We start from the raw sequence: 23,094 nt of genomic DNA, 5'->3' as shown, positions 1-23,094 counted from the left end.
CGGGGACAGGCGGTCGGCCGCTTTCCGGAGGGTCGGTCCGTGACGGGGTGCGCGCGGGTCCGCCGGCTGGGGGACCAGCGGGACCAGCGGGGCCAGCGGGACCACCCGGATCGACGCCGGCGGAACCGACGGGACCAGCGTGACCGGCCTGGCGGGCGCGCCCGGGGCCTCCCGGCGCGGCCACCGCCCGCGGTGATGAGCCGGAACGACGGAACCCCCGCACAGGGCGGGGGTTCCGGTTCGTGGTGCGGAGGATGGGGGATTCGAACCCCCGAGGGCTTGCACCCAACACGCTTTCCAAGCGTGCGCCATAGGCCACTAGGCGAATCCTCCGGGCGCCACCTCGCGGTGACGACACCCCATGGTACAGGTCCCGGAGGGTGCTGACGACCACCCCCGTCGGGCGTCCGTCGGACCCGTCCTCGACCGAGGTCGAGCGCCCCGGGTCCGTCCGGGGACGAGGGCTACCCTGGGTCACGTGTCGAGCCGCATCTACATCACGTCAGCAGAGGGACACACCGGCAAGAGCACCGTCGCACTGGGGGTGCTCGAGACCCTCGCCCGGACCGTGGGGCGTGTGGGGGTCTTCCGACCGGTCGCGCGGTCGGTCGACGAACCCGACTACGTGCTCGAGCTGCTGCTCCAGCACAAGGGCGTCGACATCCCCTACGACGACGCCGTCGGTGTGACGTACGACGACGTGCACGCGGACCCGGACGCCGCGCTCGCCACCATCCTCACCCGCTTCGCCGGGGTCGAGCGCCGCTGTGACGCCGTCGTCGTCCTCGGCTCCGACTACACCGACGTCGGCAGCCCGACGGAGCTGTCGTTCAACGCCAAGGTCGCGGCGAACCTCGGCGCACCCGTGCTGCTCGTGCTCGGCGGGCGCGACTCGGCGGAGCGCGCAGCCCGATCGGCGGACGGCATGGCGCAGGTCGCCGACGTCACGACGAGCGAACTCCGCGCCGAGCACGCCCAGCTCCTCGGCGTCGTCGTGAACCGCGCCGACCCGGACGCCCTCGACGCGATCGTCGCGAGCGTCAGCACCGCCGTGCACGACCACCACCCGGACGCCCCCGTGTGGGCGATCCCGGAGGACGCGGTCCTGGTCGCCCCGACCGTGCGCGCGCTCCTCGCGGCCACCGACGCGACGCTCGTCCGCGGCGACGAGGCGCTGCTCGACCGCGAGGCCCTCGGCACCGTCGTCGCCGGCATGAGCATGGAGAACGTCCTGCCGCGGCTCATCGAGGGCGGCATCGTCGTCGTGCCGGGCGACCGGAACGACGTCCTCATCGCCACACTGCTCGCGAACCAGTCGGAGACGTTCCCGAGCCTGGCCGGCGTCATCCTCAACGGCGGGTTCGAGACCGCCCCGCAGGTCTCCCGGCTGCTCGAGGGCCTGTCGAGCTCCCTGCCGATCGCGCAGAACGCCCTGGGCACGTACGACACGGCGCTGCGGATCACGCAGACCCGTGGTCGACTCGCAGCCGACTCCCCGCGCAAGGCCGACCTGGCACTGGCGCTGTTCGAGCGGCACGTCGACGCGGAGGCCCTGCGCGCCCGTCTGCAGCTCACGCCGTCGGGTGTCGTCACACCGCTCATGTTCGAGCACGGGCTCATCGACCGGGCCCGCGAGCACCGGAAGCACATCGTCCTGCCGGAGGGCGACGACGACCGCATCCTCCGCGCGGCCTCGACCCTCCTGCAGCGACAGGTGTGCGCGCTCACGATCCTCGGCGACCCGGGCGCGATCCGGGCGCGAGCGACCGAGCTCGGGCTCGACCTCGAGGGCGCCCAGCTGCTGTCCCCGTTCGACCCCGAGCTCCGCGAGCGCTTCGCGCAGGAGTACACGGCGCTGCGGGCGCACAAGGGCATGAGCGTCGAGCTCGCCCGCGACACGGTGACCGACGTGTCGTACTTCGGGACGATGATGGTGCAGCTCGGGCTCGCCGACGGCATGGTCTCCGGCGCGAAGCACACCACGGCCCACACCATCCGGCCGTCGTTCGAGATCATCAAGACCCGTCCGGACACCTCCATCGTGTCGAGCGTGTTCCTCATGGCCCTCGCCGACCGGGTCCTCGTCTACGGCGACTGCGCGGTGATCCCCGACCCGACGAGCGAGCAGCTCGCGGACATCGCGATCTCGTCCGCCGAGACCGCGACGCAGTTCGGCATCGAGCCGCGCGTCGCGATGCTCAGCTACTCCACCGGCGACAGCGGGTCCGGCGCCGACGTGGACAAGGTGCGCGCGGGCACCGCGTTCGTGCGGGAGCGTCGGCCGGACTTGCTCGTCGAGGGGCCCATCCAGTACGACGCCGCAGCCGACCCGACGGTCGCGAGCGCGAAGATGCCGGGTTCCCCCGTGGCCGGTCAGGCGACGGTGTTCATCTTCCCCGACCTCAACACGGGCAACAACACGTACAAGGCCGTGCAGCGGTCCGCCGGCGCCGTCGCGGTCGGTCCCGTCCTGCAGGGGCTCCGCAAGCCGATCAACGACCTCTCGCGCGGGGCCCTCGTCAGCGACATCGTGAACACGGTCGCGATCACCGCCATCCAGGCCGGCACCGCGGCCCCCGCACCCCGCACAGAAGGTGACCCCTCGTGAGCGCAGCACTCGTCGTCAACTCCGGCTCGAGTTCGTTCAAGTACCAGCTGATCGAGCTCGAGGACGAGCGCACCCTCGCCTCCGGCCTGGTCGAACGGATCGGCGAGTCGACCGGCTCGTGGAAGCACACGAACGCGCTGACGGGGGAGACCTCGTCGAACGACAGCGCCGAGGTGCCCGACCACGCCGCCGGCTTCCAGGCGATGATCGACGCCTTCCGGAAGGTCGGCCCGTCCTTCGACGAGCACCCGCCGGCCGTCGTCGGGCACCGCGTCGTGCACGGCGGCACCCGCTTCGACGCCGCCACGGTCGTCACCGACGAGGTCGAGCAGCAGATCGACGACCTGTCGAGCCTCGCACCGCTCCACAACCCGGCCAACCTCGAGGGGATCCGGGCCGCGAAGCAGGTGTTCTCGGACGTCCCGCACGTGGCGGTCTTCGACACCGCGTTCCACCAGACCATGCCGCCGCACGCCTACACCTACGCGATCCCCGCCGACCTGGCCGAGCAGTACCAGATCCGCCGCTACGGCATGCACGGCACGAGCCACAAGTACGTGTCCGAGCAGGTCGCGGTGTTCCTGGACCGGCCGTTGTCCGAGTTGAAGACGATCGTGCTGCACCTCGGCAACGGGGCGTCCGCCGCGGCGATCGACGGCGGGAGGTCGATCGAGACGTCGATGGGTCTCACCCCGCTCGAGGGTCTCGTCATGGGCACCCGCTCGGGCGACCTCGACCCCGCCGTGCTCGTGCACCTGCACCGCGAAGCCGGCATGTCGTTCGAGGACCTCGACACGATGCTCAACAAGCGGTCCGGTCTGCTCGGCCTGACCGGCAGCGGCGACATGCGCGACGTGCAGGACGCCGCGACGAAGGGCGACGAAACGGCCGAGGCGGCGCTCGCCGTGTACCGGCACCGGATCCGTCGCTACGTCGGCGCGTACACCGCGCAGCTCGGCGGGCTGGACGCGGTCGTCTTCACCGCGGGTGTGGGGGAGAACAACGCGCTGCTCCGGCGTCGTGTGCTGGCCGGTCTCGAACACCTCGGCATCGAGGTCGACCCGGACCGCAACGAACTCCACTCGAAGGAGGCACGACGGATCTCCACGGACGCGTCCCGCGTCGCCGTCCTCGTCATCCCCACGAACGAGGAACTCGAGATCGCCCGGCAGTCGGCGGCCGTCGCGCTCTGACGCGCGGCCGGCCTCAGCGGCGTCCGCAGCGGACGGCCAGGAGGCCCGTCCACCGGTCCGGTGGTGGACCTCCTGGCCGTCGTCGGGTCGGCTCGGTCAGCCGAGCGCGTGCAGGGCCGCCGGGATGGGCGTGTCCCCGCTCGTGACCTCGAACTGCTGGCCCACCGCGCTGTCGTCGAGGAGTGCGTGCAGGACCACCGCCGCCACGTCGGCGCGGGGGATCGAGCCACGCGGCACCGTCCTGCCGACCGAGACCGTGCCCTGCGGCGGGGTGTCGAGCAGGGCACCGGGACGGACGATCGTCCACCGGAACCGGCGCATCCGGACGTTGGCGTCCGCCTCCGCCTTCGCGCGGAGGTAGACCTGGAAGACGCCGTCCTCGTCCTCGGCGGGCAACCTCGCGGCCTCGGGGTCGTACGAGTCGGCGCCCATCGCCGAGATCATCACGTAGCGGTCGATGTCGAGGCGCACCGCGGCCTCCGCGAGCAGCACGGCCGCGTCCCGGTCGACCGAGAGCTTCCGCTCCGCGCCGCTGTTCGGCCCGGCACCGGCGGCGAAGACCACCGCGTCGAAGCCGCGGAGGCGGAGGGCGAGGTCCTCCTCCGACAGCTGCTCGAGGTCGGCGACGAGCGCCTTCGCGCCCGTCTGTTCGACGTCGGCGACGTGTGCTGGGTTGCGGACGATGCCGACGGCGTCGTGGCCGGCTTCGGTGATGAGGCGTTCGAGGATCAGGGCGATCTGCCCGTGGCCTCCGGCGATGGCGATCTTCATGCGTTCGATGCTGCTCCTCGCGTCCGGTAGAGTGTTCAGCGGCTCCTCACGTGACGCCATCCAGGCCAACTCCCCCAGGGCGGAAACGCAGCAAGGGTAACCGGGCTCTGGCGGGTGCGTGAGGAGTCTTCTTCATTTCCTGGGGCGGCGTTGCGGGGAACCGGGGCTGTGCCGGTTCCGTGCGTGAGGAGTCTTCTTCGTCTTCCGAGGAGTCGTTGCGGGGGAACCGGGGCTGTGCCGGTTCCGTGCGTGAGGGGTCTTCTTCATTTCCTGGGGCGGCGTTGCGGGGGAACCGGGGCTGTGCCGGTTCCGTGCGTGAGGAGTCTTCTTCGTTCCCCGAGGGAGCCGTTGCGGGGGAACCGGGGCTGTGGAGAGCGGTGCCGAGGTGTCGGCGGCGCCGACTACCCTGGTCGCGTGGTCACCGCCCTGTATCGCCGTTACCGGCCCGAGAACTTCGCCGAACTCATCGGGCAGTCGCAGGTGACGGACCCTCTCCGCACGGCGCTCCGGACGAACCGCGTCAACCACGCGTACCTGTTCAGCGGGCCGCGCGGCTGCGGCAAGACCACCTCGGCGCGCATCCTCGCGCGCTGCCTGAACTGCGCCGAGGGCCCGACCGACACACCCTGCGGCGTCTGCCCCAGCTGCGTCGAACTCGCCCGCGGCGGCGGGGGATCGCTCGACGTCATCGAGATCGACGCCGCGAGCCACAACGGCGTCGACGACGCCCGCGACCTCCGCGACCGTGCGGTCTTCGCGCCCGCTCGCGACCGTTACAAGATCTTCATCCTTGACGAAGCGCACATGGTGACGCCGCAGGGGTTCAACGCCCTGCTCAAGCTCGTCGAGGAGCCGCCGGAGCACGTGAAGTTCATCTTCGCGACGACCGAGCCCGAGAAGGTCATCGGCACCATCCGCTCGCGCACCCACCACTACCCGTTCCGGTTGGTCCCGCCCGCGACGATGCTCGAGTACATCGAGCAGCTGTGCGCGCAGGAGTCGGTGTCGGTCGCGCCGGGCGTGCTGCCGCTCGTCGTGCGCGCCGGCGGCGGGTCCGTGCGCGACACCCTGTCCCTGCTCGACCAGCTCATGGCCGGCAGCGAGGACGGTGCGATCGCCTACGAGCGGGCGGTCGCGCTCCTCGGGTACACCGACGCCGCACTGCTCGACGACGTCGTCGACGCGCTCGCCGTGGCCGACCCGGCATCGGCGTTCTCGGCGATCGACCGCGTCGTGCAGACCGGACAGGACCCGCGGCGCTTCGTCGAGGACCTGCTCGAACGCCTCCGCGACCTGATCGTCGTCGCGGCCACGAACGAGAGCGCGGGGGCCGTGCTGCGCGGCGTCTCGCCCGAGGAGCTCGACACCATGTCCCGGCAGGCCGGGGTGTTCGGCGCGACGGCGCTGTCCCGCGGAGCCGACATCGCCAACCGTGCCCTCACCGAGATGACCGGGGCGACCTCGCCGCGACTGCACCTCGAACTCATGGTCGCGCGCATGCTCGTGCCGGAGTCCGACGACACCCAGCGGGGTGCGCTCGCACGTGTCGAACGGCTCGAGCGTCGCGTCGGCGTCGGTGACGCCGGGGGACACCAGGCCGGACCGGCGGACCTGCCGACGGCCGCTCCCGCCGCCGTCGCACCTGCTGCTGTTCCCGCCCGGCCGGCGACGGCCGCGCCGGCCACGACGGCACCGGCGACGACGGCCGCACAGGTACCGGCGGCACCCGCGACGGCGGCACCCGCGACGTCGGCACCCGTGTCGGCGGCCCCCGGTTCGACGACCAGCACGACCGCTCCGGTCGCCGGGTCCGCCCCTGCCGCAGGGACGTCCGAGCAGGCCGGGTCGCCGCAGCCAGCCCCGACCGTCGACGCCGCCCGGAGCGCGGCGGCCTCGTGGGCTGCCGCCGTCCCCGAGAGCACTCCTGCGCCGGCGGCGTCCCCGTCCCCGCAGACCAGCGATGGCCAGGCGTCGCCGTCGTCCACCGGTGTCGGCACCGTGATCGGTGACGAGCCGGCCGTGCGGTCGGTCACCCCGGTCGGCCTCCAGCAGATGCGCGACACCTGGCCGCAGATCGTCGAGCACGTCCAACGGGCCAAGCGCTCCGCGTGGGCGGTCGTCGCGACGGCGCAGGTCACCGCGCTCAAGGACGACGTCCTCACGCTGACCTTCCCGAGCCAGCAGGACGTGGCGTCGTTCAAGGAGATGAGCGACCCGAACACGAGCGTCAGCGAGCACCTGCGTGCCGCGATCAACGACGTGCTCGGCTTCCGGGTGAAGTTCGTCGCCCGCGGGCCCGGAGGCGGTGCAGCCGGAGCCGGTGCGACGCGACCGCCGAGCCCACCGACGCAGGCCGCGCCGACCCAGGCTGCTCCGTCGCAGGCTGCTCGGACGCAGGCTGCTCCCCAGGCTGGTGCGGGGCGAGCCGAGGCACGTCAGGCAGCTCCGGCGCAGTCCGCCCGGACGCAGGACGCTCCGGCGCAGGCGGCGCCCGACCGACAGGGCGACCCGAGCGGCGCCCCGGTGTCCCGCTCCCAGCAGGAGACGCCGAGCGCCGGTGCCTCGGCGCCGTCCGCCGGATCGCGACCCGCCGCCCGCCAGGGCACGACGGCGGACCGTCCGTCGGGCTCCGGCTCGACACCGGCCGTCGACCGCTCGGAGGGCCGGCCGACGGAGCGCACCGCCCCGCAGCGGGACGCCACTGCCCGGCAGGACGCCGAGCCGCGGGACGCAGCTCCGCAGGACGCCGGCCCGGTCACGGAGTGGGCCGTCGCGACCATCCCCGCCTCGGACCCGACGGCCGGTGCCGTCCCCGAGGACATCGAGCCGTCGTGGGCCGCCCCCTTCGGTACCGTGCCCGCCGACGCAGCCGTCGCGCCAGCCGAGCGGACGGCGCAGCAGCCGGCGCCGGACGCTGCTCCCGCCGCCTCGGGTCCGGTCGGTGCACCTGCCCGAACCGGGAGCGACGACCAGGCGATCCGTGCCGACGTGGTCACGCAGGGCGGGCCTCCCGGCCGAGACGCGCCCCGGACCGCAGCCGGCGTCCCCTCGGATGCCGTACCGGTCGACGACTACCCGCTCGACGACGAGCCGTTCGACGACGGTGCGCCGTTCCCGGACCCCGGTCCGGGTGGTGGTCGCCCGGCGCAGACGGCTCCGCAACAGCAGACCGCTCCCCGTCAGCAGTCGGCGCCGCCGCGGACGGCGCAACCGTCCGGTGGCCAGCAGCAGCCCACCGCGCAGCCGCGGCAGCAGGGGCAGCAGGCCGCCGGCAACCAGTCCGGTGTCCGCCGGACCGCCGTGCCCGGGCGCTACGGCGAGGCCGTCGTGCGTGAGATCCTCGGCGCGCAGTTCATCGAGGAGACGTCGCTGACCGAGGGGGGTGTCTGATGTACGACGGCATCGTGCAGGACCTCATCGACGAGTTCGGGCGTCTGCCCGGCATCGGGCCGAAGTCGGCACAGCGCATCGCGTTCCACATCCTGCAGACCGAGTCCTTCGACCCGACCCGGCTGTCCGAGCTCCTCGGCACGGTGAAGGAGAAGGTCCGGTTCTGCGAGGTGTGCGGGAACGTCACCGAGAACGTCCGGTGCAGCATCTGCCGCGACCCACGTCGGTCGCCGAGCACGATCTGCGTGGTCGAGGAGGCCAAGGACGTCGCGGCGATCGAGCGCACGCGGGAGTTCCGCGGGCTCTACCACGTGCTCGGCGGTGCGATCAGCCCGATCGACGGCGTCGGCCCGGACGACCTGCGCATCCAGCAGCTCATGGTGCGGCTCGCGGACGGGACCGTGGACGAGGTCATCATCGCCACCGACCCGAACCTCGAGGGCGAGGCGACGGCGACGTACCTCAGCCGCCTCCTCGTGCCGATGGGCATCCGGACGACCCGCCTGGCGTCCGGTCTGCCGGTCGGTGGCGACCTGGAGTACGCCGACGAGGTGACGCTCGGCCGCGCGTTCGAGGGTCGACGGGTCGTCGGCGGCTGATCCGACCGCGCGGGATCGTTGCGTCGCGACCCGCTCCGACGCAACATCCGAGGAACACCGGCTACGATCGTCGAGCCGCGTGACGTCGCGGTGAACCGTCCCCAGGAGTGCGTGCCCGTGGCCTTGATCGTGCAGAAGTTCGGTGGTTCGTCCGTCGCGGATGCCGAGAGCATCAAGCGCGTCGCGAAGCGCATCGTCGAGACGAAGAAGGCCGGCAACGACGTCGTCGTGGCGGTGTCCGCGATGGGGGACACCACCGACGAACTCGTCGACCTGGCACACGAGGTCACCCCGATCCCGGCCGGGCGGGAACTCGACATGCTCCTGACCGCGGGCGAGCGCATCTCGATGGCGCTCCTCGCGATGGCGATCAAGAGCCTCGGGGTCGAGGCCTCGTCGTACACGGGCAGCCAGGCGGGCATGCTCACCGACGCGCAGCACGGCAAGGCCCGCATCGTGGACGTCACCCCGAAGCGGGTGCGTGAGGCGCTCGACGCCGGCCACGTCGCGATCGTCGCGGGCTTCCAGGGCTTCAACCGGACCACCGGTGAGATCACGACGCTCGGACGCGGTGGTTCGGACACGACCGCCGTGGCCCTCGCGGCCGCGCTCGACGCCGACGTCTGCGAGATCTACACCGACGTCGACGGCATCTTCACCGCCGACCCGCGGATCGTCCCGAAGGCCCGGAAGATCGACCGCGTCACGACCGAGGAGATGCTCGAGCTCGCGGCGTCCGGCGCGAAGGTCCTGTACATCCGCGCCGTCGAGTACGCCCGACGGCACGGCGTCACCCTGCACGTCCGTTCCTCGTTCAGCAACGTCGAGGGCACCATCGTCTACAACCCTGCCGAGGGGGAAACCGTGGAAGAACCGATCATCACCGGCATCGCCGGAGACCTCTCCGAGGGCAAGATCACCGTCGTCGGCGTGCCCGACCAGCCCGGGAAGGCAGCCGAGATCTTCACGATCGTGGCGCGCGCCGGGGCGAACATCGACATGATCGTGCAGAACGTGTCGGCGGCCTCGACGGGGCGGACCGACATCTCCTTCACGCTGCCGAAGGACCAGGGCCAGAGCGTCCTCACCGCGCTCGAGGTGTCCAAGTCCGACATCGGGTACGAGGGCATCCAGTACGACGACCAGATCGGCAAGCTCGCACTGGTCGGTGCCGGCATGCGGACCAACGCGGGTGTCTCGGCGCAGCTCTTCCGGGCACTGCACGACGCGTCCATCAACATCGAGATGATCTCGACCTCCGAGATCCGCATCTCGGTCGTCACCCGCGCCGACACCCTCAACGAGGCGATGCGCGTCGTGCACGAGGCGTTCGGGCTGGACGCCGACAACGAGGCCGTCGTCTACGCCGGCACCGGCCGCTGAACCGAGCAGGAGCACGACCATGACCGACACTCAGCTCACCGTCGCCGTCGTCGGCGCCACCGGACAGGTCGGCGCCGTGATGCGTCGGCTGCTCGAGGAGCGCGACTTCCCGGCCACCACGGTCCGGTTCTTCGCCAGCGCCCGTTCGGCCGGCACGACGCTGCGCTTCCGTGGCGAAGAGATCGTCGTCGAGGACTCCGAGACGGCCGACCCGTCCGGCATCGACATCGCCCTGTTCTCCGCGGGTGCGACCGCGTCGCGCTCCCTCGCGCCGCGCTTCGCCGCCACCGGCGCCCTGGTCATCGACAACTCCAGCGCGTGGCGGATGGACCCGCAGGTCCCGCTCGTGGTCAGCGAGGTGAACCCGGAGGCGATCGACGACGCCGAGAAGGGCATCATCGCCAACCCGAACTGCACGACGATGGCGATCATGCCGGTCCTCAAGGTGCTCGACACCGAGGCCGGCCTCCGTCGCCTCGTCGCCACGACGTACCAGGCCGTGTCCGGCAGTGGCCTGGCCGGGGTCGAGGAACTGCTCGGCCAGGCCCGCGCGGCGCTCGAGCAGGACACCGCGGCGCTGACCCACGACGGCTCCGCCGTCACCTTCCCGGAACCGGCGAAGTACGTCCGGCCGATCGCCTTCGACGTGGTCCCGCTCGCGGGCAGCATCGTCGAGGACGGCGAGGGTGAGACCGACGAGGAGAAGAAGCTCCGCAACGAGAGCCGGAAGATCCTCGGCCTGCCGGACCTGCTGGTCGCCGGCACCTGCGTCCGTGTTCCCGTCTTCACCGGCCACTCGATCTCGGTGAACGCCGAGTTCGACCGTCCGCTGTCGCCGGAGCGCGCGACCGAGGTGCTCGCCGCCGCCCCCGGCGTCGAGCTCTCCGACGTCCCGACGCCGCTGCAGGCGGCGGGGCAGGACCCGTCCTTCGTCGGACGCATCCGTGCCGACCAGTCCGCGCCCGAGGGACGCGGCCTGGTGCTCTTCGTCAGCAACGACAACCTCCGGAAGGGCGCCGCGCTCAACGCGGTCCAGATCGCCGAGACGGTGGTCGCCAAGCGGACGGTCACCGTCTGACCCGACGGCCGCACGACGGACGGGAGGTGGGCCCCGCCGGCCGGTACCGGCGCGACGCGCCAGCGGCGCGACGGCCGTGCCTGGAGGGACGGTGCCGGCTGGTACCGCGCCTCCCGTCGTCGGACAGGCAGCGGCGGTAGGCTCGACGGGTGGCAGTGAAGCAGGTGGACCCCATCGATGTCGTCCTCGTCGGCGGAGGGATCATGAGCGCCACGCTCGCTGCGATCATCCACCGGCTCGAGCCGGACTGGACGATCCGCGTGTACGAGCGGCTGGGCAGCGCGGCGCAGGAGTCCTCCAACCCGTGGAACAACGCCGGGACGGGCCACTCGGCGCTCTGCGAGCTCAACTACACGCCCGAGCTCCCCGACGGCCGCGTGGACATCGCGAAGGCCGTGACGGTCAACGAGCAGTTCCAGGTGTCCCGGCAGTTCTGGTCGCACCTGGTCGAGGACGGGACGTTGCCCGACCCGACGAGCTTCATCAACCCGACGCCGCACATCTCCTTCGTGTGGGGCGCGGACAACGTCGCGTACATGCGCGCGCGCTACGACGCCATGAAGGACCACCCGCTCTTCGCCGGGCTCGAGTACAGCGAGGACGCCGAGCAGATCCGGAAGTGGGCACCGGCCCTCATCCCGGGGCGCAAGAAGGACCAGCCGATCGCGGCGACGTACTCGGCGGCGGGCTCCGACGTCGACTTCGGGTCCCTCACCCGGCAGCTCTTCGACCAGCTCGAGATCGACGGCCTGCAGTTCGAACCGTCGCACCGCGTGACGAAGATCGCCCGCTCGAAGGTCTCCGACGGCTGGGTGCTCGACGTCCGCAACGAGGTCGGTCGCTCGAAGCAGCGCATCGCGGCGAAGTTCGTGTTCGTCGGCGCCGGTGGCGGGGCGCTGCAGCTGCTGCAGAAGTCCGGCATCCCGGAGATCCGCGGCTACGGCGGCTTCCCGGTGTCCGGCGAGTTCCTGCGCACCGACGACCCGGAGGTGGTGCAGAAGCACGCGGCGAAGGTCTACGGCAAGGCGAGCGTGGGGGCTCCGCCGATGTCGGTGCCGCACCTGGACACCCGCATCGTCGACGGGCAGGCGTCGCTCATGTTCGGACCGTACGCGGGGTTCAGCCCGAAGTTCCTCAAGCAGGGGTCGGTGCTCGACCTGTTCACGTCGATCCGCCCGCACAACCTCCGACCGATGCTCGCCGTCGCGTTCTCGAACTTCGACCTGGTGAAGTACCTGGTCGGGCAGCTCCTGGCCTCGAAGCGCACGAAGTTCGACGCGCTCCGCGAGTTCATGCCGAGCGCACGGCCGGAGCACTGGCACCGCATCACCGCGGGGCAGCGGGTGCAGGTCATCAAGCCGGACCCCGAGAAGGGCGGTGTCCTGCAGTTCGGCACGCAGGTCATCACGTCCGGGGACGGGTCGATCGCTGGCCTGCTCGGTGCCTCCCCGGGAGCGTCCACCGCGGTCCCGATCATGCTCGGGCTGCTGCAGCGGTGCTTCCCGGACCGGTGGGACGGCTGGCAGGCGTCGGTGCGCGAGATGGTGCCGACGTACGGTCAGGACCTCGGCGACGACGCGGCCCTGGCGAGCGCCATGTTGGACCGTACGGCGGCGGTGCTGGGCCTGCACCGCTGACATCCCCCTCCTTGCGCCTCGTTCGAACATGTGTTCGAATGGGAGCATGCGTTGGGACGGGCAGGCGATCACGGCCGAGCGGAGCGACATGCTCCCCGGACTCGAGTCGAACAGCGGGTTCGTCCGGAGCGTGACGACCCCCGAGTTCGTCGGGGTGACCTTCCACGAGGTCCTGGCGAAGTCCGCGCTGAACAAGGTCGGGGGAGCGGACGGCGGCACGTGGGGGTGGACGATCAACCCCTACCGCGGCTGCAGTCATGCCTGCGTGTACTGCTTCGCCCGTCCGACCCACACCTACCTGGAGTTCGACGGCGGGGCGGACTTCGACCAGCAGATCGTCGTGAAGACGAACGTCGCCGACGTGCTCACCCGGGAACTCGCGAAGCCGAGCTGGGACCGGCACCCGGTTGCCCTCGGCACGAACACCGACCCGTACCAGCGCGCAGAGGGACGGTACCGGCTCATGCCGGGGGTCATCCGCGCCCTGGCCGACTCCGGCACGCCCTTCAGCATCCTCACCAAGGGCAGTCTGCTCCGACGGGACATCCCGCTCCTGGTCGAGGCCGCGAAGTCCGTCCCGGTCGACATCGCGATGTCCGTCGCGGTGTACGACGACGACCTGCAGCAGTCCGTCGAGCCCGGCACCCCGACGACATCTGCACGCCTGGCCACGGTACGGGCGGTCCGCGACGCCGGGCTCGACTGCTCGGTGTTCCTCATGCCGGTCCTGCCGTACATCACGGACACGCGGGCGCACCTGCAGGACGCGGTCGGGCGCGCGGCTGCCTCCGGTGCGACGAGCCTGATGTACTCGGCGCTGCACCTCAAGCCCGGCATCAAGCCGTGGTGGTACGAGTGGCTGGGCCGGACGCACCCCGACCTCGTGGGGCGCTACCGGGCCATGTACCTCGACAACACGTACGCGCCGAAGGACTACCGGCGCTGGTTGGCCGAGCGGGTCCGGCCGATCCTGCACGAGCACGGCCTGTCCCTGGGGAAGGTCGACCCGGCGACCGGATCGATGGGGTTCTCGGACGACGCCGTGCCCCGGACGTCGGACCAGTCGCCGCTCAAGCGCGCGGACCCCGGGTACGCCCACCGCGCCGAGTACCGGCCGTCGAACGGGCTCGGCCCGGGCGCCGGGGCCCCCGGTGTGGCCGCTTCTGCCCCGGCCTCGGCGGGGGCGGGTCGGCCGACGGGCCCGACCCGGCTGACGGAGGCGACCCGTCCGACGGGTGCGGTCCGCGAGACGGGTGCGGTCCGCACGGCGGAACCGCGTCTCTTCTGATCGTCGATCCCGCTTCCGGGGGACAGTGGCCCGTCGGTGGTCGCCGTTACCATGGACGAGTCCGCCGCCTGGCGATCTGATCGGGGTACACACCAGCACCCATCGTGGTTGGATCGAAGACGGCGCCCCCGCCGCTGACGGACCACCCCACGGTCTGACGCGGCGGTGAGCACTCGGAGTCCGAGTGCTCCGTGTCCCCTCGACCGCACGGAAGGACAGCCCCGGTGCTCGGCATCCCCACGCATCTCGCCCCACGGGTGAACGCGTGGTCGACCGTGCGCGCCTTCCACGCAGCCGCGATCGGGTCCCTCGTCGCCGCTGCGCTCCTGCTGCTGCTCTACCGCGTCGACGCTCCGACGGACCACGTCCTCGGCGCGGTGCTCGCCGTGGTCCCCATGCTCGTGATGATCGGTGTGCACGTCCACGTCGGCACCTGGCGGTCGGCGGCTGCGTTCCTCGTCGTCGGGGGGATCTGCGCGTACTGGTTCGCGACCGTCGTGCAACGCGAACTCGCCGGGGTCCCGTGGGTCACCTCGTACCTGCTCTCCCTGGTCGTCGTGCCGCTCGTGCTCATCGGCGGCACCGGCAGCGGGACGCTCCGCGTGGTGCTCTGGTCGGTGTCCGGCTTCGTCGTGGGCCGGGTCGTGACGTCGGTCGTCGCCGCGCAGGCCGGCGGCCCCGACCACCCGCTCGTGCTCGCGTGGGTGACGCTCGGGTTCGTCATCGGTCTCGTGGTGGCGGTGAACCGGTCGACCAGGCGGTCCGAGCGCATCCAACCCGAGCTGCTGCGGTCGGCCCGCGAAGAGCACGTGACGGCGTACCGGGCGGGGATCGAGGCCGAAGCCGCGGCGATCCTGCACGACACCGTCCTGAACCACCTCAACGCGATCGCGTTGGCGCCGGCCGGTCCGATGGACGAGCACCTCGTGCAGACGATGGAGGCGGACGTCGCGATGCTCACCGGGCGTGCCTGGCTCGCGGCGGACGGTCCAGCGGCGGACGACGGCGCCGACGACACGACCACGGTCGCGGTCGCGGCCTTCGACCGCATGCTCGACGAGCAACGATCCACGGGGTTGCAGATCACCGTGACCGGTGACCCGGTGTCGGTCGCCCGGCTCGACCCACAGGCGATGACCGCGGTGCTCCGTGCGGTCGCCCAGTGCCTGACGAACGTCCGCAAGCACGCCGGCACCGACGCGGCCGAGGTCAGCGTCTTCGACGACGGCCTGGCGTGCACCGTGATGGTCGTGGACGACGGGCGCGGGTTCGACGAACAGGCCACCGGAGCCGACCGCATGGGGCTCCGCAACTCGGTCCGCGAGCGCATCGGCCGGGTCGGCGGGGACGTGCAGGTGTGGTCCTCGCCCGGGTCGGGGACGAGCGTCATGATGAGCGTGCCGTACGCGTCGGCGAACGCCCCCGTGCCCATCCGACCGCACGACGACGACGTGGAGCGGGCCTCGTGAGCCGCACCACGCGCCGCAGTCCGGGACGACGGACCGCGCAGCAGTACGACCCGCTCGGCGCGATGGGGTCCCGACCGCTCGCGGTCGTCCTCGGTGCCGGCGGCGTGCTCTGGGCCTCCCTCGTGTCGATCCTCGACCGTGACGTGGTCGGCGCGCCGACGTTGAGCGCCCTGACCGTCCTGTTGCTCGCCGCCTCCGCGGTCGTCGTGTTCACCGCCTCCAGCCCGTTCCGGGCGCCCTTCACCCGGTGGGCGTTCGTCGCCCACGTCGCACTGCTCGCGCTCGCGACCGTGACCGCGGCGGCCGCGCAGTGGGGTCCCGACCGGTCGCTCGTGAACGACTTCATGGTGCTGCTCGGTGCCATCGGCATCGTGGTCGTCGCCCCGTACCGTCCGTGGACGGACCTCGTCGCGGGCGGTCTCGCCCTCGCCGTCGTGGGGGCCGCCACCGGTGGGGCGGTCGCGTTCGCGCACCCCGCGGGCGTCCCGGTGCCGGTCGCCGCGTTCCTGGCCGCCGCTCCGACCCTCGTCCTCACCGCCGCGTCGGCCGTGTTCGCCCACACCTTCGCCGGCCTGGCGGAGCGCGTGCAGATCCGTGCGGGGTCGTACTCGGTGGAACGTGCCGAACGCGACGGCATCACGTCGAGCGTGCAGCAGGACCGGTCGACGATCCTCGCGCGGGACGTCGCTCCCTTCTTCGCCGAGCTCCGCACGCGGACGACGCTGACGGACGCGGACCGGGCGCGGGCACGGGCCATCGCCGACGGCATCCGGCAGGTCATGGTCGCCGAGGCGGACCGCACGTGGTTGGAGTACGCCGTGCGCATCGCGGGGGACCCCGCCGCCACCGTCGTCGACCCGCTCGGCCTCGCTGCGGCGATGGACGCCGACCAGCGGACCGTCGTCCGGACCTTCGTGCGCGTGGTGCTCGCGGCCGACACCGTCGACCCGGCCGGCGTCCGGGTGACGGTCGCGCCTCCCGACCCGTCGGCTGCGGGCAGCGCGGTCACGATGACCTTCGACGTCGCCGTGGCCGACTCCGACGTCGGCATCCACCGGGCGTTCGATCCGTACGTCGCCGTGCTCCGCGTGACGTTCCCGGACCTCGACGTCGCCGTCCGACCATCGTCCCTGACATTAAGGTTCTCGTATGACCAGCACTGACCCGACCCGGTTCCCGGAGGGCGGTCCCGCCATGCCGGCCCCGGGTTCCCGCCGGGTGCGTTTGGCCATCCTCGACGACCACGAGGTCCTGCTCGACAGCCTGTCGAGCTGGATCGCGGTGAACGCCTTCGACTTCGACCTGGCCCTCACCGCACACACCTGGCTCGAGATGGTGCACAGCGACAGCTTCCCGACCGACCTGGTGTTCCTCGACTTCCAGCTCAAGGAGCCGGTGTCGATCGAGGCCCGCGTGCGCACGTGCCGAGCAGCCGGGGCGAAGGTGATCGTCCTGTCGAGCGTCGACGCCCGCGAGTCCCGCGACCGCTCCCTCGCAGCCGGTGCGGCGGCGTTCCTCTCGAAGTCCCTGCCGATGCGCGAGGTGATGGACATCGCGCGTGAGGTGATGGGCGTCGCGCGCGAGACGCCGGCACAGCGCGAATGGCGTCCGCTGCCGACGGGGGCGAGCGCCCACCAGCGTCCGAAGCTCAGCCACGGCGAGGAGGAAGCGCTCCGCCTGTACGTGTCGGGCTACTCGACGAACGAGGTCGCGGCGCAGATGAACGTGCAGTACGAGACCGCCAAGACGTACCTCCGCCGTGTCCGTGAGAAGTACGCGAAGGTCGGCCGTCCGGCGTCGAAGAAGTCCGACCTCATCCGTCGCGCGGCGGAGGACGGGTTCCTCGCGTAGTGGCCAAGCTCTACTTCCGCTTCGGCGCGATGAACAGCGGCAAGAGCACCGGGCTCCTGCAGGCCGCGTACAACTACGAGGAGCGCGGCCAGCGCGTCCTGCTCGCCAAGCCCAGCGTCGACACCAAGGGCGACCGCGAGATCGTCTCGCGGCTCGGTGTGACGCGGACCGTGGACGTCGTGCTCCCCGCCGAGGCGGACGTCCGTGCTGCGGTGGCCGAGGCGGGCGCGACCGATCCGGAGTCGGCAGCACTCGACGGCATGGTCCGGCCGGTCAGCTGTGTGCTCGTGGACGAGGCGCAGTTCCTCACGCCCCGGCAGGTCGACGACCTGCTCCGGATCGCCGTCCTCGACGAGATCCCCGTCCTCGCGTACGGCATCCGCACCGACTTCCGCACCGAGGCGTTCCCCGGCAGCCGTCGCCTCCTCGAAGTCGCGCACTCCCTCGAGGAGCTCAAGACCATCTGCCGCTGCGGGCGCAAGGCCGTGTTCAACGCCCGGAAAGTCGACGGCCGGTTCGTGTTCGACGGGTCACAGGTCGCGATCGACGGCGTCGACGTCGAGTACGAGTCACTCTGCGCCAACTGCTACCTCACCGAGTCCGGCGGCCGGTTGGACGGCGAGACCGGACACTGAGCCCGGTCCGGACAGGAGAGCCCGGTCCGGACAGGAGGCGCAGACCGGACCGATCCCGGGCCTCCCGTCCGACACGTGTCCCGGAATGGGCGCGCGACGCGGCGCGTTGGTGTGGACATGAGTGACGCACCCCTGCACCTTTCCGTCCTCGACCTCGCGACGCGCGAGTACGGGCAGTCGAACACCGAGGCCCTGCAGGGCTCGATCGACATGGCCGTCCGGGCCGAACAGCTCGGCTACGAGCGCTTCTGGGTCGCGGAACACCACGGCATGCCGGGCATCACCTCGTCCGCGCCGGCGGTCCTGCTCAGCGCCGTCGGTGCCGCGACCTCCACCATCCGCATCGGTTCCGGTGGCGTCATGCTGCCGAACCACGCCCCGCTCGTCATCGCGGAGCAGTTCGGCACCCTCCGAGCGCTGTACGGCGACCGCGTCGACCTCGGCATCGGCCGCGCGCCCGGGACGGACGGCGCGACCGCGATGGCCCTCCGGCGGACGGACCGGCTCGACGTCGACGACTTCCCGCAGCAGCTGGCCGACCTGGTCGGCTTCTTCACCGGTATGGAGGAGTCGAACCCGCTCGCCCGCATCCGTGCTGTGCCCGGCTACGGCGACGTCCCGGAGTTCTGGCTGCTCGGCTCGTCGGGCTACAGCGCACAGGTCGCCGGGGCGCTGGGGATCCCGTTCGCCTTCGCGCACCACTTCGCGTCCGACAACACGGAGGCGGCGCTCGCGCTGTACCACCAGGCGTTCCGACCCTCGCGTTTCCGTTCCGAGCCGCTCGCGTTGATCGGCGTGCAGGTCGTCACCGACGAGGACCCGGCCGTCGTGGACGAGCAGAGCGCGCCCGGGATGATCTCGTTCATCCGCATGCGTCAGGGCGCGAAGCCCGAGCCGGTCTCGACGGAGGAAGCGCGCGCGTACGAGTTCTCCGACCTCGAGCGACGGTTCATCGCCGCCCGGACGGAACGTCAGGCGTACGGCTCCCGCGACCAGGTCGCGGCGAAGATCAACGAGTTGGTCGAGTCGACCGGCGCCGACGGGGTGATCGTCGCTCCCGGGGCCGCGCAGGCACGCTACCGGCACCAGGCGCTCGAGGTCGTGGCGGGGCTGCACGCCGAGGGGCGGCTCGTCCGGCCGGGCGTCGCCGTCGCCTGACGCCGCGCGGACCGGGTGCGCGTCAGCGCGCAGCTTGGACCGTCCGCACGACGCAGGCGTCGTACGACGCGGGCTTGCACGGCGCGTTCCGGACGTGCACAACAGGAACCGGCCCGAACCACGGACTCCCGTGGTTCGGGCCGGTTCCTGTTGTGCCGACGAAGTCCGGCGGCGCCGGAGAACTCCGGGAACGGCGAAGGCCCCGGCTTCCTGAGAAGCCGGGGCCTTGTGTGTCGGGGTGACAGGATTTGAACCTGCGACCTCGTCGTCCCGAACGACGCGCGCTACCAAGCTGCGCCACACCCCGCGGTGTGATCACTCCGTTCCCGGAGCAACCCCAGAAGTCTATCCGATGATCGGGGGTGCTCACGACCACGCGGTGTCGGCCGGGCGCGTCGCGATCGACGGGGGAGCGGTCAGCTGCGGGCCGTCAGCGTGACGACGACCGCCTCCGGCCGGGCGGCGAACCGCACGGGCGCGTAGATCGAGGTCCCGAGTCCGGCCGACACGTTCAACCAGGACCAGTGCGTGCGGTTCTGCCACTGGTGCAGGCCGCTCGCGTACCGGCGCGGCAGGTCCGAGTTCGTCACGAGCGCGCCGACGCCCGGGACGGCCACCTGGCCGCCGTGCGTGTGCCCGGCGAAGACGATGTCCGCGCCCTGTGTCACGAAGGCGTCCAGGACGCGACGGTAGGGCGCGTGCGTGACGCCGATGGAGACGGGGGAGGAGCCGCTCTCGTCCTCCGACCACGGCACCTCGGAGCGCATCTCGTCGACGTTCGCCGGCAGGAGGTCGAGCCGGTCCCAGTCGCGGTGTGCGTCCGACGTGCCGAAGAGCTCGAAGCGTGACCCGCGGATCTCGACGGCACGGGCGTGGTCGTTGAGGTCCAGCCACCCGAGGGACTCGAAGAAGGCCGTCTGGCGGTCCACGTCGAGCTTCGCCGGCTCGGCATGGGCCCGCATGGTGCTCGGCCCGGCGAGGTACTGCGCGGGGTTGCGGGGTGACGGTGCGAAGAAGTCGTTCGACCCGTAGACGAAGGCGCCCGGGATCCCGCGGAACGGCTCGAGGGCGTACTCGACGGCGGCGTTCGCGGTCGCGTGGCCGAGGTTGTCGCCGGTGTTCACGATGAAGTCCGGCTCGACCAGGCTGAGGTCGCGGATCCACTGCTGCTTGTCCGCCTGCCACGGGGCCATGTGGATGTCGGACAGGTGCAGGACGGTGACGTCCCGGGAGCCGACCGGCAGCACCGGGACGGTCTCCCAGCGGACCGTGTACGCGCGGCGCTCCACGAGGGAGCCCCAGGCGGCGGAGGCGACTCCGAGCGCGGCGCCCGCGGCGAGGACGCCGAGGGCACCACGCGCTCGGGTCACCGGCAGCCCTTCGGCGACTTGCCGTTCTTGTTGCCGTACACGGACAGGGTGATCCCGGTGTCCTTCGACACCGCCGTGCCCTGGCCGGGGTCGACCGCGGCCACGAGGCACTCGTTGTCGCCGTTCCCCTCGGGGTAGTCCTTCGACACGGAGACGTTCGTGAACCCGGCGTCGGCGAGGGCGTCCTGGGCGTCGCCGATCTGCTTACCGGTCACCTCGGGGATGGCGGCCTGTGAGCCGTCGGTCGTGTACACGGTCACGCTCGACCCCTTGGAGAGCTGCAGCCCGGCTGCCGGGTTGGTCGAGAGGACCGTGCCCGGCGTACCGCCGCCGGCCTGGACGCCGCCGTCCACGTAGGTCAGGCCGGCTGCTGCGATCGCTGCCCGAGCCGCTTCCGGGGTCTGACCCTGGACGTTCGGCACGGCGACGCTGTTGCCGCGGATCGACGCGGGCGACGGGTCGGCGAACTGACCACCCGGGTACTGGGTGTTCACGATCGTCTGCGCCTGGCGCCACAGTGCCGTGCGGGAGCCGGCGTAGGAACCGTTCGGACCGTAGACGAAGCGGAGGTTCTGCTTGCCCTGGATGTTGCCCATCCAGGTCGCTGTCGCCACCTTGGTCGTCGCACCGATCAGCCAGATCTGGTCGGCGTCGTTCGTGGTACCGGTCTTGGCGAACTCGTCGAAGCCCTCCGGCGTACGTCCGCCGCCGGCGGTTCCGATGGTCAGCACCTTCTTCAGGGCGTAGATCGCCGTCGCGGCGACCTGCGGGTCGATGGCCTGCGTGCAGTCCTTCGCCTGGCCGCCGAGGGACTTGCCGTCCGCGTTCGTGACGTTGTCGATCGCGATCGGGCGGCAGAACGTGCCGTTGTTGGCGATGCCGGCGTAGGCCGCGGCCATCGTGAGCGGGGCGATGTAGTTGTCACCGAGAACGGAACCGGCGTAGAGCTCGAGGTTCCTCGTGGTCTTCTTCGACATGTCGTCGCCGAATGCGGCGACGGGTTCCCGCGGCGCCGCACGATGGACACCGAGGGAGTATGCCGTCTTGGCGATGTCGCAGTAATCGAGCTTCTGAGCCATGTTGATGTAGGACACGTTGACCGAACGGTACGTCGCGTTCTCCACCGTCATGTTGCCGCCCTCGCCGGCCGAGTCGTTCTTCGGCGTGTAGTTCGTCGGTGACTGCGATCCGCACAGCGGGTACGACGTGAACGTCCGTGGTGTCCCGTTGACGATCTCGCCGAGGCCGTGGCCGTTCTGCAGCCAGTTCAACAGCGTGAACGGCTTGAACGTCGAACCGGTCTGGAAGCCTTCACCGCCGCCGTACTCCTGGTCGACGCTGAGGTTCAGGCCGGAGTCCGTAGCGGGGGCGCAGGCGTTCGGGTCGGCGCCCTCGGTCCCGCAGCCCGCGAGCTGGTTGTAGTTCTTGTTCTGGACCATCGTGAGCACGCGGCCGGTGTCGGCTTCGACCGAGTTGATGACGCCGCCGAGGGCGAGCCGGGCCTCGGTGTTCGGCGCGTAGGCGTTGATCAGGTCCTTCTGCGCGTTGTTGAGGTCGAGGTTCAGCGTGGTCTGGATCGTGTAGCCGCCGTTGCGCCAGGCGGCGTCGCGTGCCTTCTGGGTCGAGCCGAGCTGGGACATCTCCTTGACGACCTGCACCGCGTAGTCGCAGAAGAACTGGGATCCGTTGCCGGCGGCGGCCTTGCAGCCCTGGGTCGGGTCGGTCAGGTGCACGTAGTCGGCGGGCTTGGAGGCGATGGCCTCATTGAAGTCCTTGGTGTTGATGTGCTTCTGGGCGTACATCGACTTCAGGATCACGTCACGCCGGGCGACGTTCGCTTCGTAGTACTTCGGGTCGGACAGGTTGCGCGTGTTCGGGGACTGCACGATCGCCAGGATCGAGGCGGCCTCGGCGGCGGTGAGGTCGGTGGCGCTCTTGCCGAAGTAGTGCTGCGCCGCGGCCTGCACGCCGTACGTCTGGTCACCGAAGTAGGCGATGTTCAGGTAGCCGGTGAGGATGTCCTTCTTCGGGTACTTCTTCGCGAGCCCGATCGCGAGCTTCATCTCCTCGAGCTTGCGGGAGACGGAGACCTTGGTCGCCTCGTTGTAGGCCTTGATCCGCTGCTCCTGCGTGGGGAGCTCGAGTGCCTGCTGCATCTTGATGTTGCGGACGAGCTGCATGGTGAGCGTCGACCCACCGCCGGAGTCGCCGAGGCCACCCCCGGCGACGGTGCCGACACCGGCGCGGACGAGCGAGGTCATGTCGACGCCGCCGTGGTGCCAGAAGCGCTTGTCCTCACCGTCGATCGCGGCGTTCTTGAGGTTCTCGCTGATCTGGTCGTACTTCAGCTCCTGGCGGTTCTGGTCGTAGACCGTCGCCAGGTGGGTCGGCTTGCCGCCCGAGTACGCCAGCACCTCGTTGCGCTGGGGCAGGTCGCCGAGCTCGATGTACTCGGGCAGCGACTCGAAGACGCCGATCGTCGAGGTCGTCGTGACACCGGCGACCGCGATCGCCGGCGTGACACCGATGGTGACGAGCAGGCCGGCGAGTGCGCTGAAACCGACGAAACCGACGAAGGCGCCGACTGCGGAGACGGGCTTGGTCCGGCGGGCAGACGTCTTCTGGGCAGACATAGGATGCAGCCTAAACGACACCTCGGACTGG

The 23,094-nt window shown here is 71.2% G+C and carries 16 protein-coding genes, 2 tRNA genes and 1 other RNA gene; 14 read left to right on the top strand and 5 right to left on the bottom strand.

Translation table 11 applies throughout. The annotated features are described in order from the left end of the window. Positions 1–248: 248 nt before the first annotated feature. Positions 249–333, bottom strand: a tRNA-Ser gene (locus DEI84_RS05655). Positions 334–478: 145 nt separating this feature from the next. Here DEI84_RS05655 and pta point away from each other — a divergent pair. After that, positions 479–2,608 carry a phosphate acetyltransferase gene (gene pta, locus DEI84_RS05650; protein ID WP_110890005.1) on the top strand — a complete coding sequence of 710 codons (2,130 nt, stop codon included), beginning with the start codon at positions 479–481 and terminating at the stop codon, positions 2,606–2,608. Next, a complete protein-coding gene (locus tag DEI84_RS05645) occupies positions 2,605–3,801 on the top strand; it encodes an acetate/propionate family kinase (protein ID WP_110890004.1) in 1,197 nt (398 codons plus the stop codon). Before pta ends, DEI84_RS05645 begins: the two co-directional genes overlap by 4 nt. Positions 3,802–3,897: 96 nt before the next feature. On the opposite strand, the gene DEI84_RS05640 is transcribed toward DEI84_RS05645, so the two are convergent. Beyond that, complete coding sequence (locus DEI84_RS05640; protein WP_110824603.1) at positions 3,898–4,572, bottom strand: NAD(P)H-binding protein; 675 nt, start codon at positions 4,570–4,572, stop codon at positions 3,898–3,900. A 37-nt stretch (positions 4,573–4,609) separates the two neighbouring features. Here DEI84_RS05640 and ffs point away from each other — a divergent pair. From ffs to DEI84_RS05580, 12 genes are all read left to right on the top strand, one after another. Next, positions 4,610–4,706, top strand: an RNA gene (ffs, locus tag DEI84_RS05635) — signal recognition particle sRNA small type. A 280-nt stretch (positions 4,707–4,986) separates the two neighbouring features. After that, entirely contained in the window at positions 4,987–7,962 is a 2,976-nt protein-coding gene (locus tag DEI84_RS05630) for a DNA polymerase III subunit gamma and tau (RefSeq protein ID WP_110890003.1), read from the top strand. Then, a complete protein-coding gene (gene recR / locus DEI84_RS05625; protein ID WP_110890002.1) occupies positions 7,962–8,561 on the top strand; it encodes a recombination mediator RecR in 600 nt (199 codons plus the stop codon). Before DEI84_RS05630 ends, recR begins: the two co-directional genes overlap by 1 nt. A 117-nt stretch (positions 8,562–8,678) precedes the next feature. Then, positions 8,679–9,944 carry an aspartate kinase gene (locus tag DEI84_RS05620; protein WP_110824600.1) on the top strand — a complete coding sequence of 422 codons (1,266 nt, stop codon included), beginning with the start codon at positions 8,679–8,681 and terminating at the stop codon, positions 9,942–9,944. A gap of 19 nt (positions 9,945–9,963) precedes the next feature. Then, positions 9,964–11,022, top strand: a complete 1,059-nt coding sequence (locus DEI84_RS05615; RefSeq protein WP_110890001.1) for an aspartate-semialdehyde dehydrogenase — start codon at positions 9,964–9,966, stop codon at positions 11,020–11,022. A gap of 149 nt (positions 11,023–11,171) precedes the next feature. Further along, positions 11,172–12,659: a malate:quinone oxidoreductase gene (locus DEI84_RS05610; protein WP_110890000.1), complete on the top strand. Its 1,488-nt coding sequence runs from the start codon at positions 11,172–11,174 to the stop codon at positions 12,657–12,659. A 46-nt stretch (positions 12,660–12,705) separates the two neighbouring features. Then, on the top strand, positions 12,706–13,947 hold the full coding sequence (locus DEI84_RS05605; RefSeq protein ID WP_110889999.1) for an Rv2578c family radical SAM protein: 1,242 nt from the start codon (positions 12,706–12,708) through the stop codon (positions 13,945–13,947). A 224-nt stretch (positions 13,948–14,171) separates the two neighbouring features. After that, positions 14,172–15,416, top strand: coding sequence for a sensor histidine kinase (locus DEI84_RS05600; RefSeq protein WP_110889998.1), 1,245 nt, complete (start codon positions 14,172–14,174; stop codon positions 15,414–15,416). Next, on the top strand, positions 15,413–16,579 hold the full coding sequence (locus tag DEI84_RS05595; RefSeq protein WP_110889997.1) for a hypothetical protein: 1,167 nt from the start codon (positions 15,413–15,415) through the stop codon (positions 16,577–16,579). Before DEI84_RS05600 ends, DEI84_RS05595 begins: the two co-directional genes overlap by 4 nt. Further along, positions 16,566–17,267: a response regulator gene (locus DEI84_RS05590; RefSeq protein ID WP_258365935.1), complete on the top strand. Its 702-nt coding sequence runs from the start codon at positions 16,566–16,568 to the stop codon at positions 17,265–17,267. Before DEI84_RS05595 ends, DEI84_RS05590 begins: the two co-directional genes overlap by 14 nt. Next, complete coding sequence (locus DEI84_RS05585; RefSeq protein ID WP_110824594.1) at positions 17,267–17,902, top strand: thymidine kinase; 636 nt, start codon at positions 17,267–17,269, stop codon at positions 17,900–17,902. The genes DEI84_RS05590 and DEI84_RS05585 overlap by 1 nt, the downstream gene beginning before the upstream one ends. Before the next feature lie 117 nt (positions 17,903–18,019). Beyond that, entirely contained in the window at positions 18,020–19,060 is a 1,041-nt protein-coding gene (locus tag DEI84_RS05580) for an LLM class flavin-dependent oxidoreductase (protein WP_110890180.1), read from the top strand. 233 nt (positions 19,061–19,293) lie between these two features. Here the strand turns inward: DEI84_RS05580 and DEI84_RS05575 are convergent. The 3 genes from DEI84_RS05575 to DEI84_RS05565 all read right to left on the bottom strand — a co-directional run bounded on the left by DEI84_RS05575 (position 19,294) and on the right by DEI84_RS05565 (position 23,063). Next, positions 19,294–19,367 (bottom strand) — tRNA-Pro (locus DEI84_RS05575). Positions 19,368–19,476: 109 nt separating this feature from the next. Further along, positions 19,477–20,430, bottom strand: a complete 954-nt coding sequence (locus tag DEI84_RS05570) for a metallophosphoesterase (protein ID WP_110889996.1) — start codon at positions 20,428–20,430, stop codon at positions 19,477–19,479. After that, on the bottom strand, positions 20,427–23,063 hold the full coding sequence (locus tag DEI84_RS05565; protein ID WP_110889995.1) for a transglycosylase domain-containing protein: 2,637 nt from the start codon (positions 23,061–23,063) through the stop codon (positions 20,427–20,429). The genes DEI84_RS05570 and DEI84_RS05565 overlap by 4 nt, the downstream gene beginning before the upstream one ends. Between the last annotated feature and the right edge of the window lie 31 nt (positions 23,064–23,094).

The sequence above is a fragment of the Curtobacterium sp. MCBD17_023 genome, from assembly GCF_003224415.1.
Taxonomy (GTDB): domain Bacteria; phylum Actinomycetota; class Actinomycetes; order Actinomycetales; family Microbacteriaceae; genus Curtobacterium.
The sequence above is the reverse complement of the archived record's forward strand: the minus strand, read 5'-3'. Positions and strand labels throughout refer to the sequence as shown.

Coding starts and splice junctions, on each gene's coding strand:
- DEI84_RS05640 (WP_110824603.1), bottom strand. CDS start 4,572: ATGAAGATCGCCATCGCCGGAGGCCACGGGCAGATCGCCCTGATCCTC.
- recR (WP_110890002.1), top strand. CDS start 7,962: ATGTACGACGGCATCGTGCAGGACCTCATCGACGAGTTCGGGCGTCTG.
- DEI84_RS05615 (WP_110890001.1), top strand. CDS start 9,964: ATGACCGACACTCAGCTCACCGTCGCCGTCGTCGGCGCCACCGGACAG.
- DEI84_RS05605 (WP_110889999.1), top strand. CDS start 12,706: ATGCGTTGGGACGGGCAGGCGATCACGGCCGAGCGGAGCGACATGCTC.
- DEI84_RS05590 (WP_258365935.1), top strand. CDS start 16,566: ATGACCAGCACTGACCCGACCCGGTTCCCGGAGGGCGGTCCCGCCATG.
- DEI84_RS05580 (WP_110890180.1), top strand. CDS start 18,020: ATGAGTGACGCACCCCTGCACCTTTCCGTCCTCGACCTCGCGACGCGC.
- DEI84_RS05565 (WP_110889995.1), bottom strand. CDS start 23,063: ATGTCTGCCCAGAAGACGTCTGCCCGCCGGACCAAGCCCGTCTCCGCA.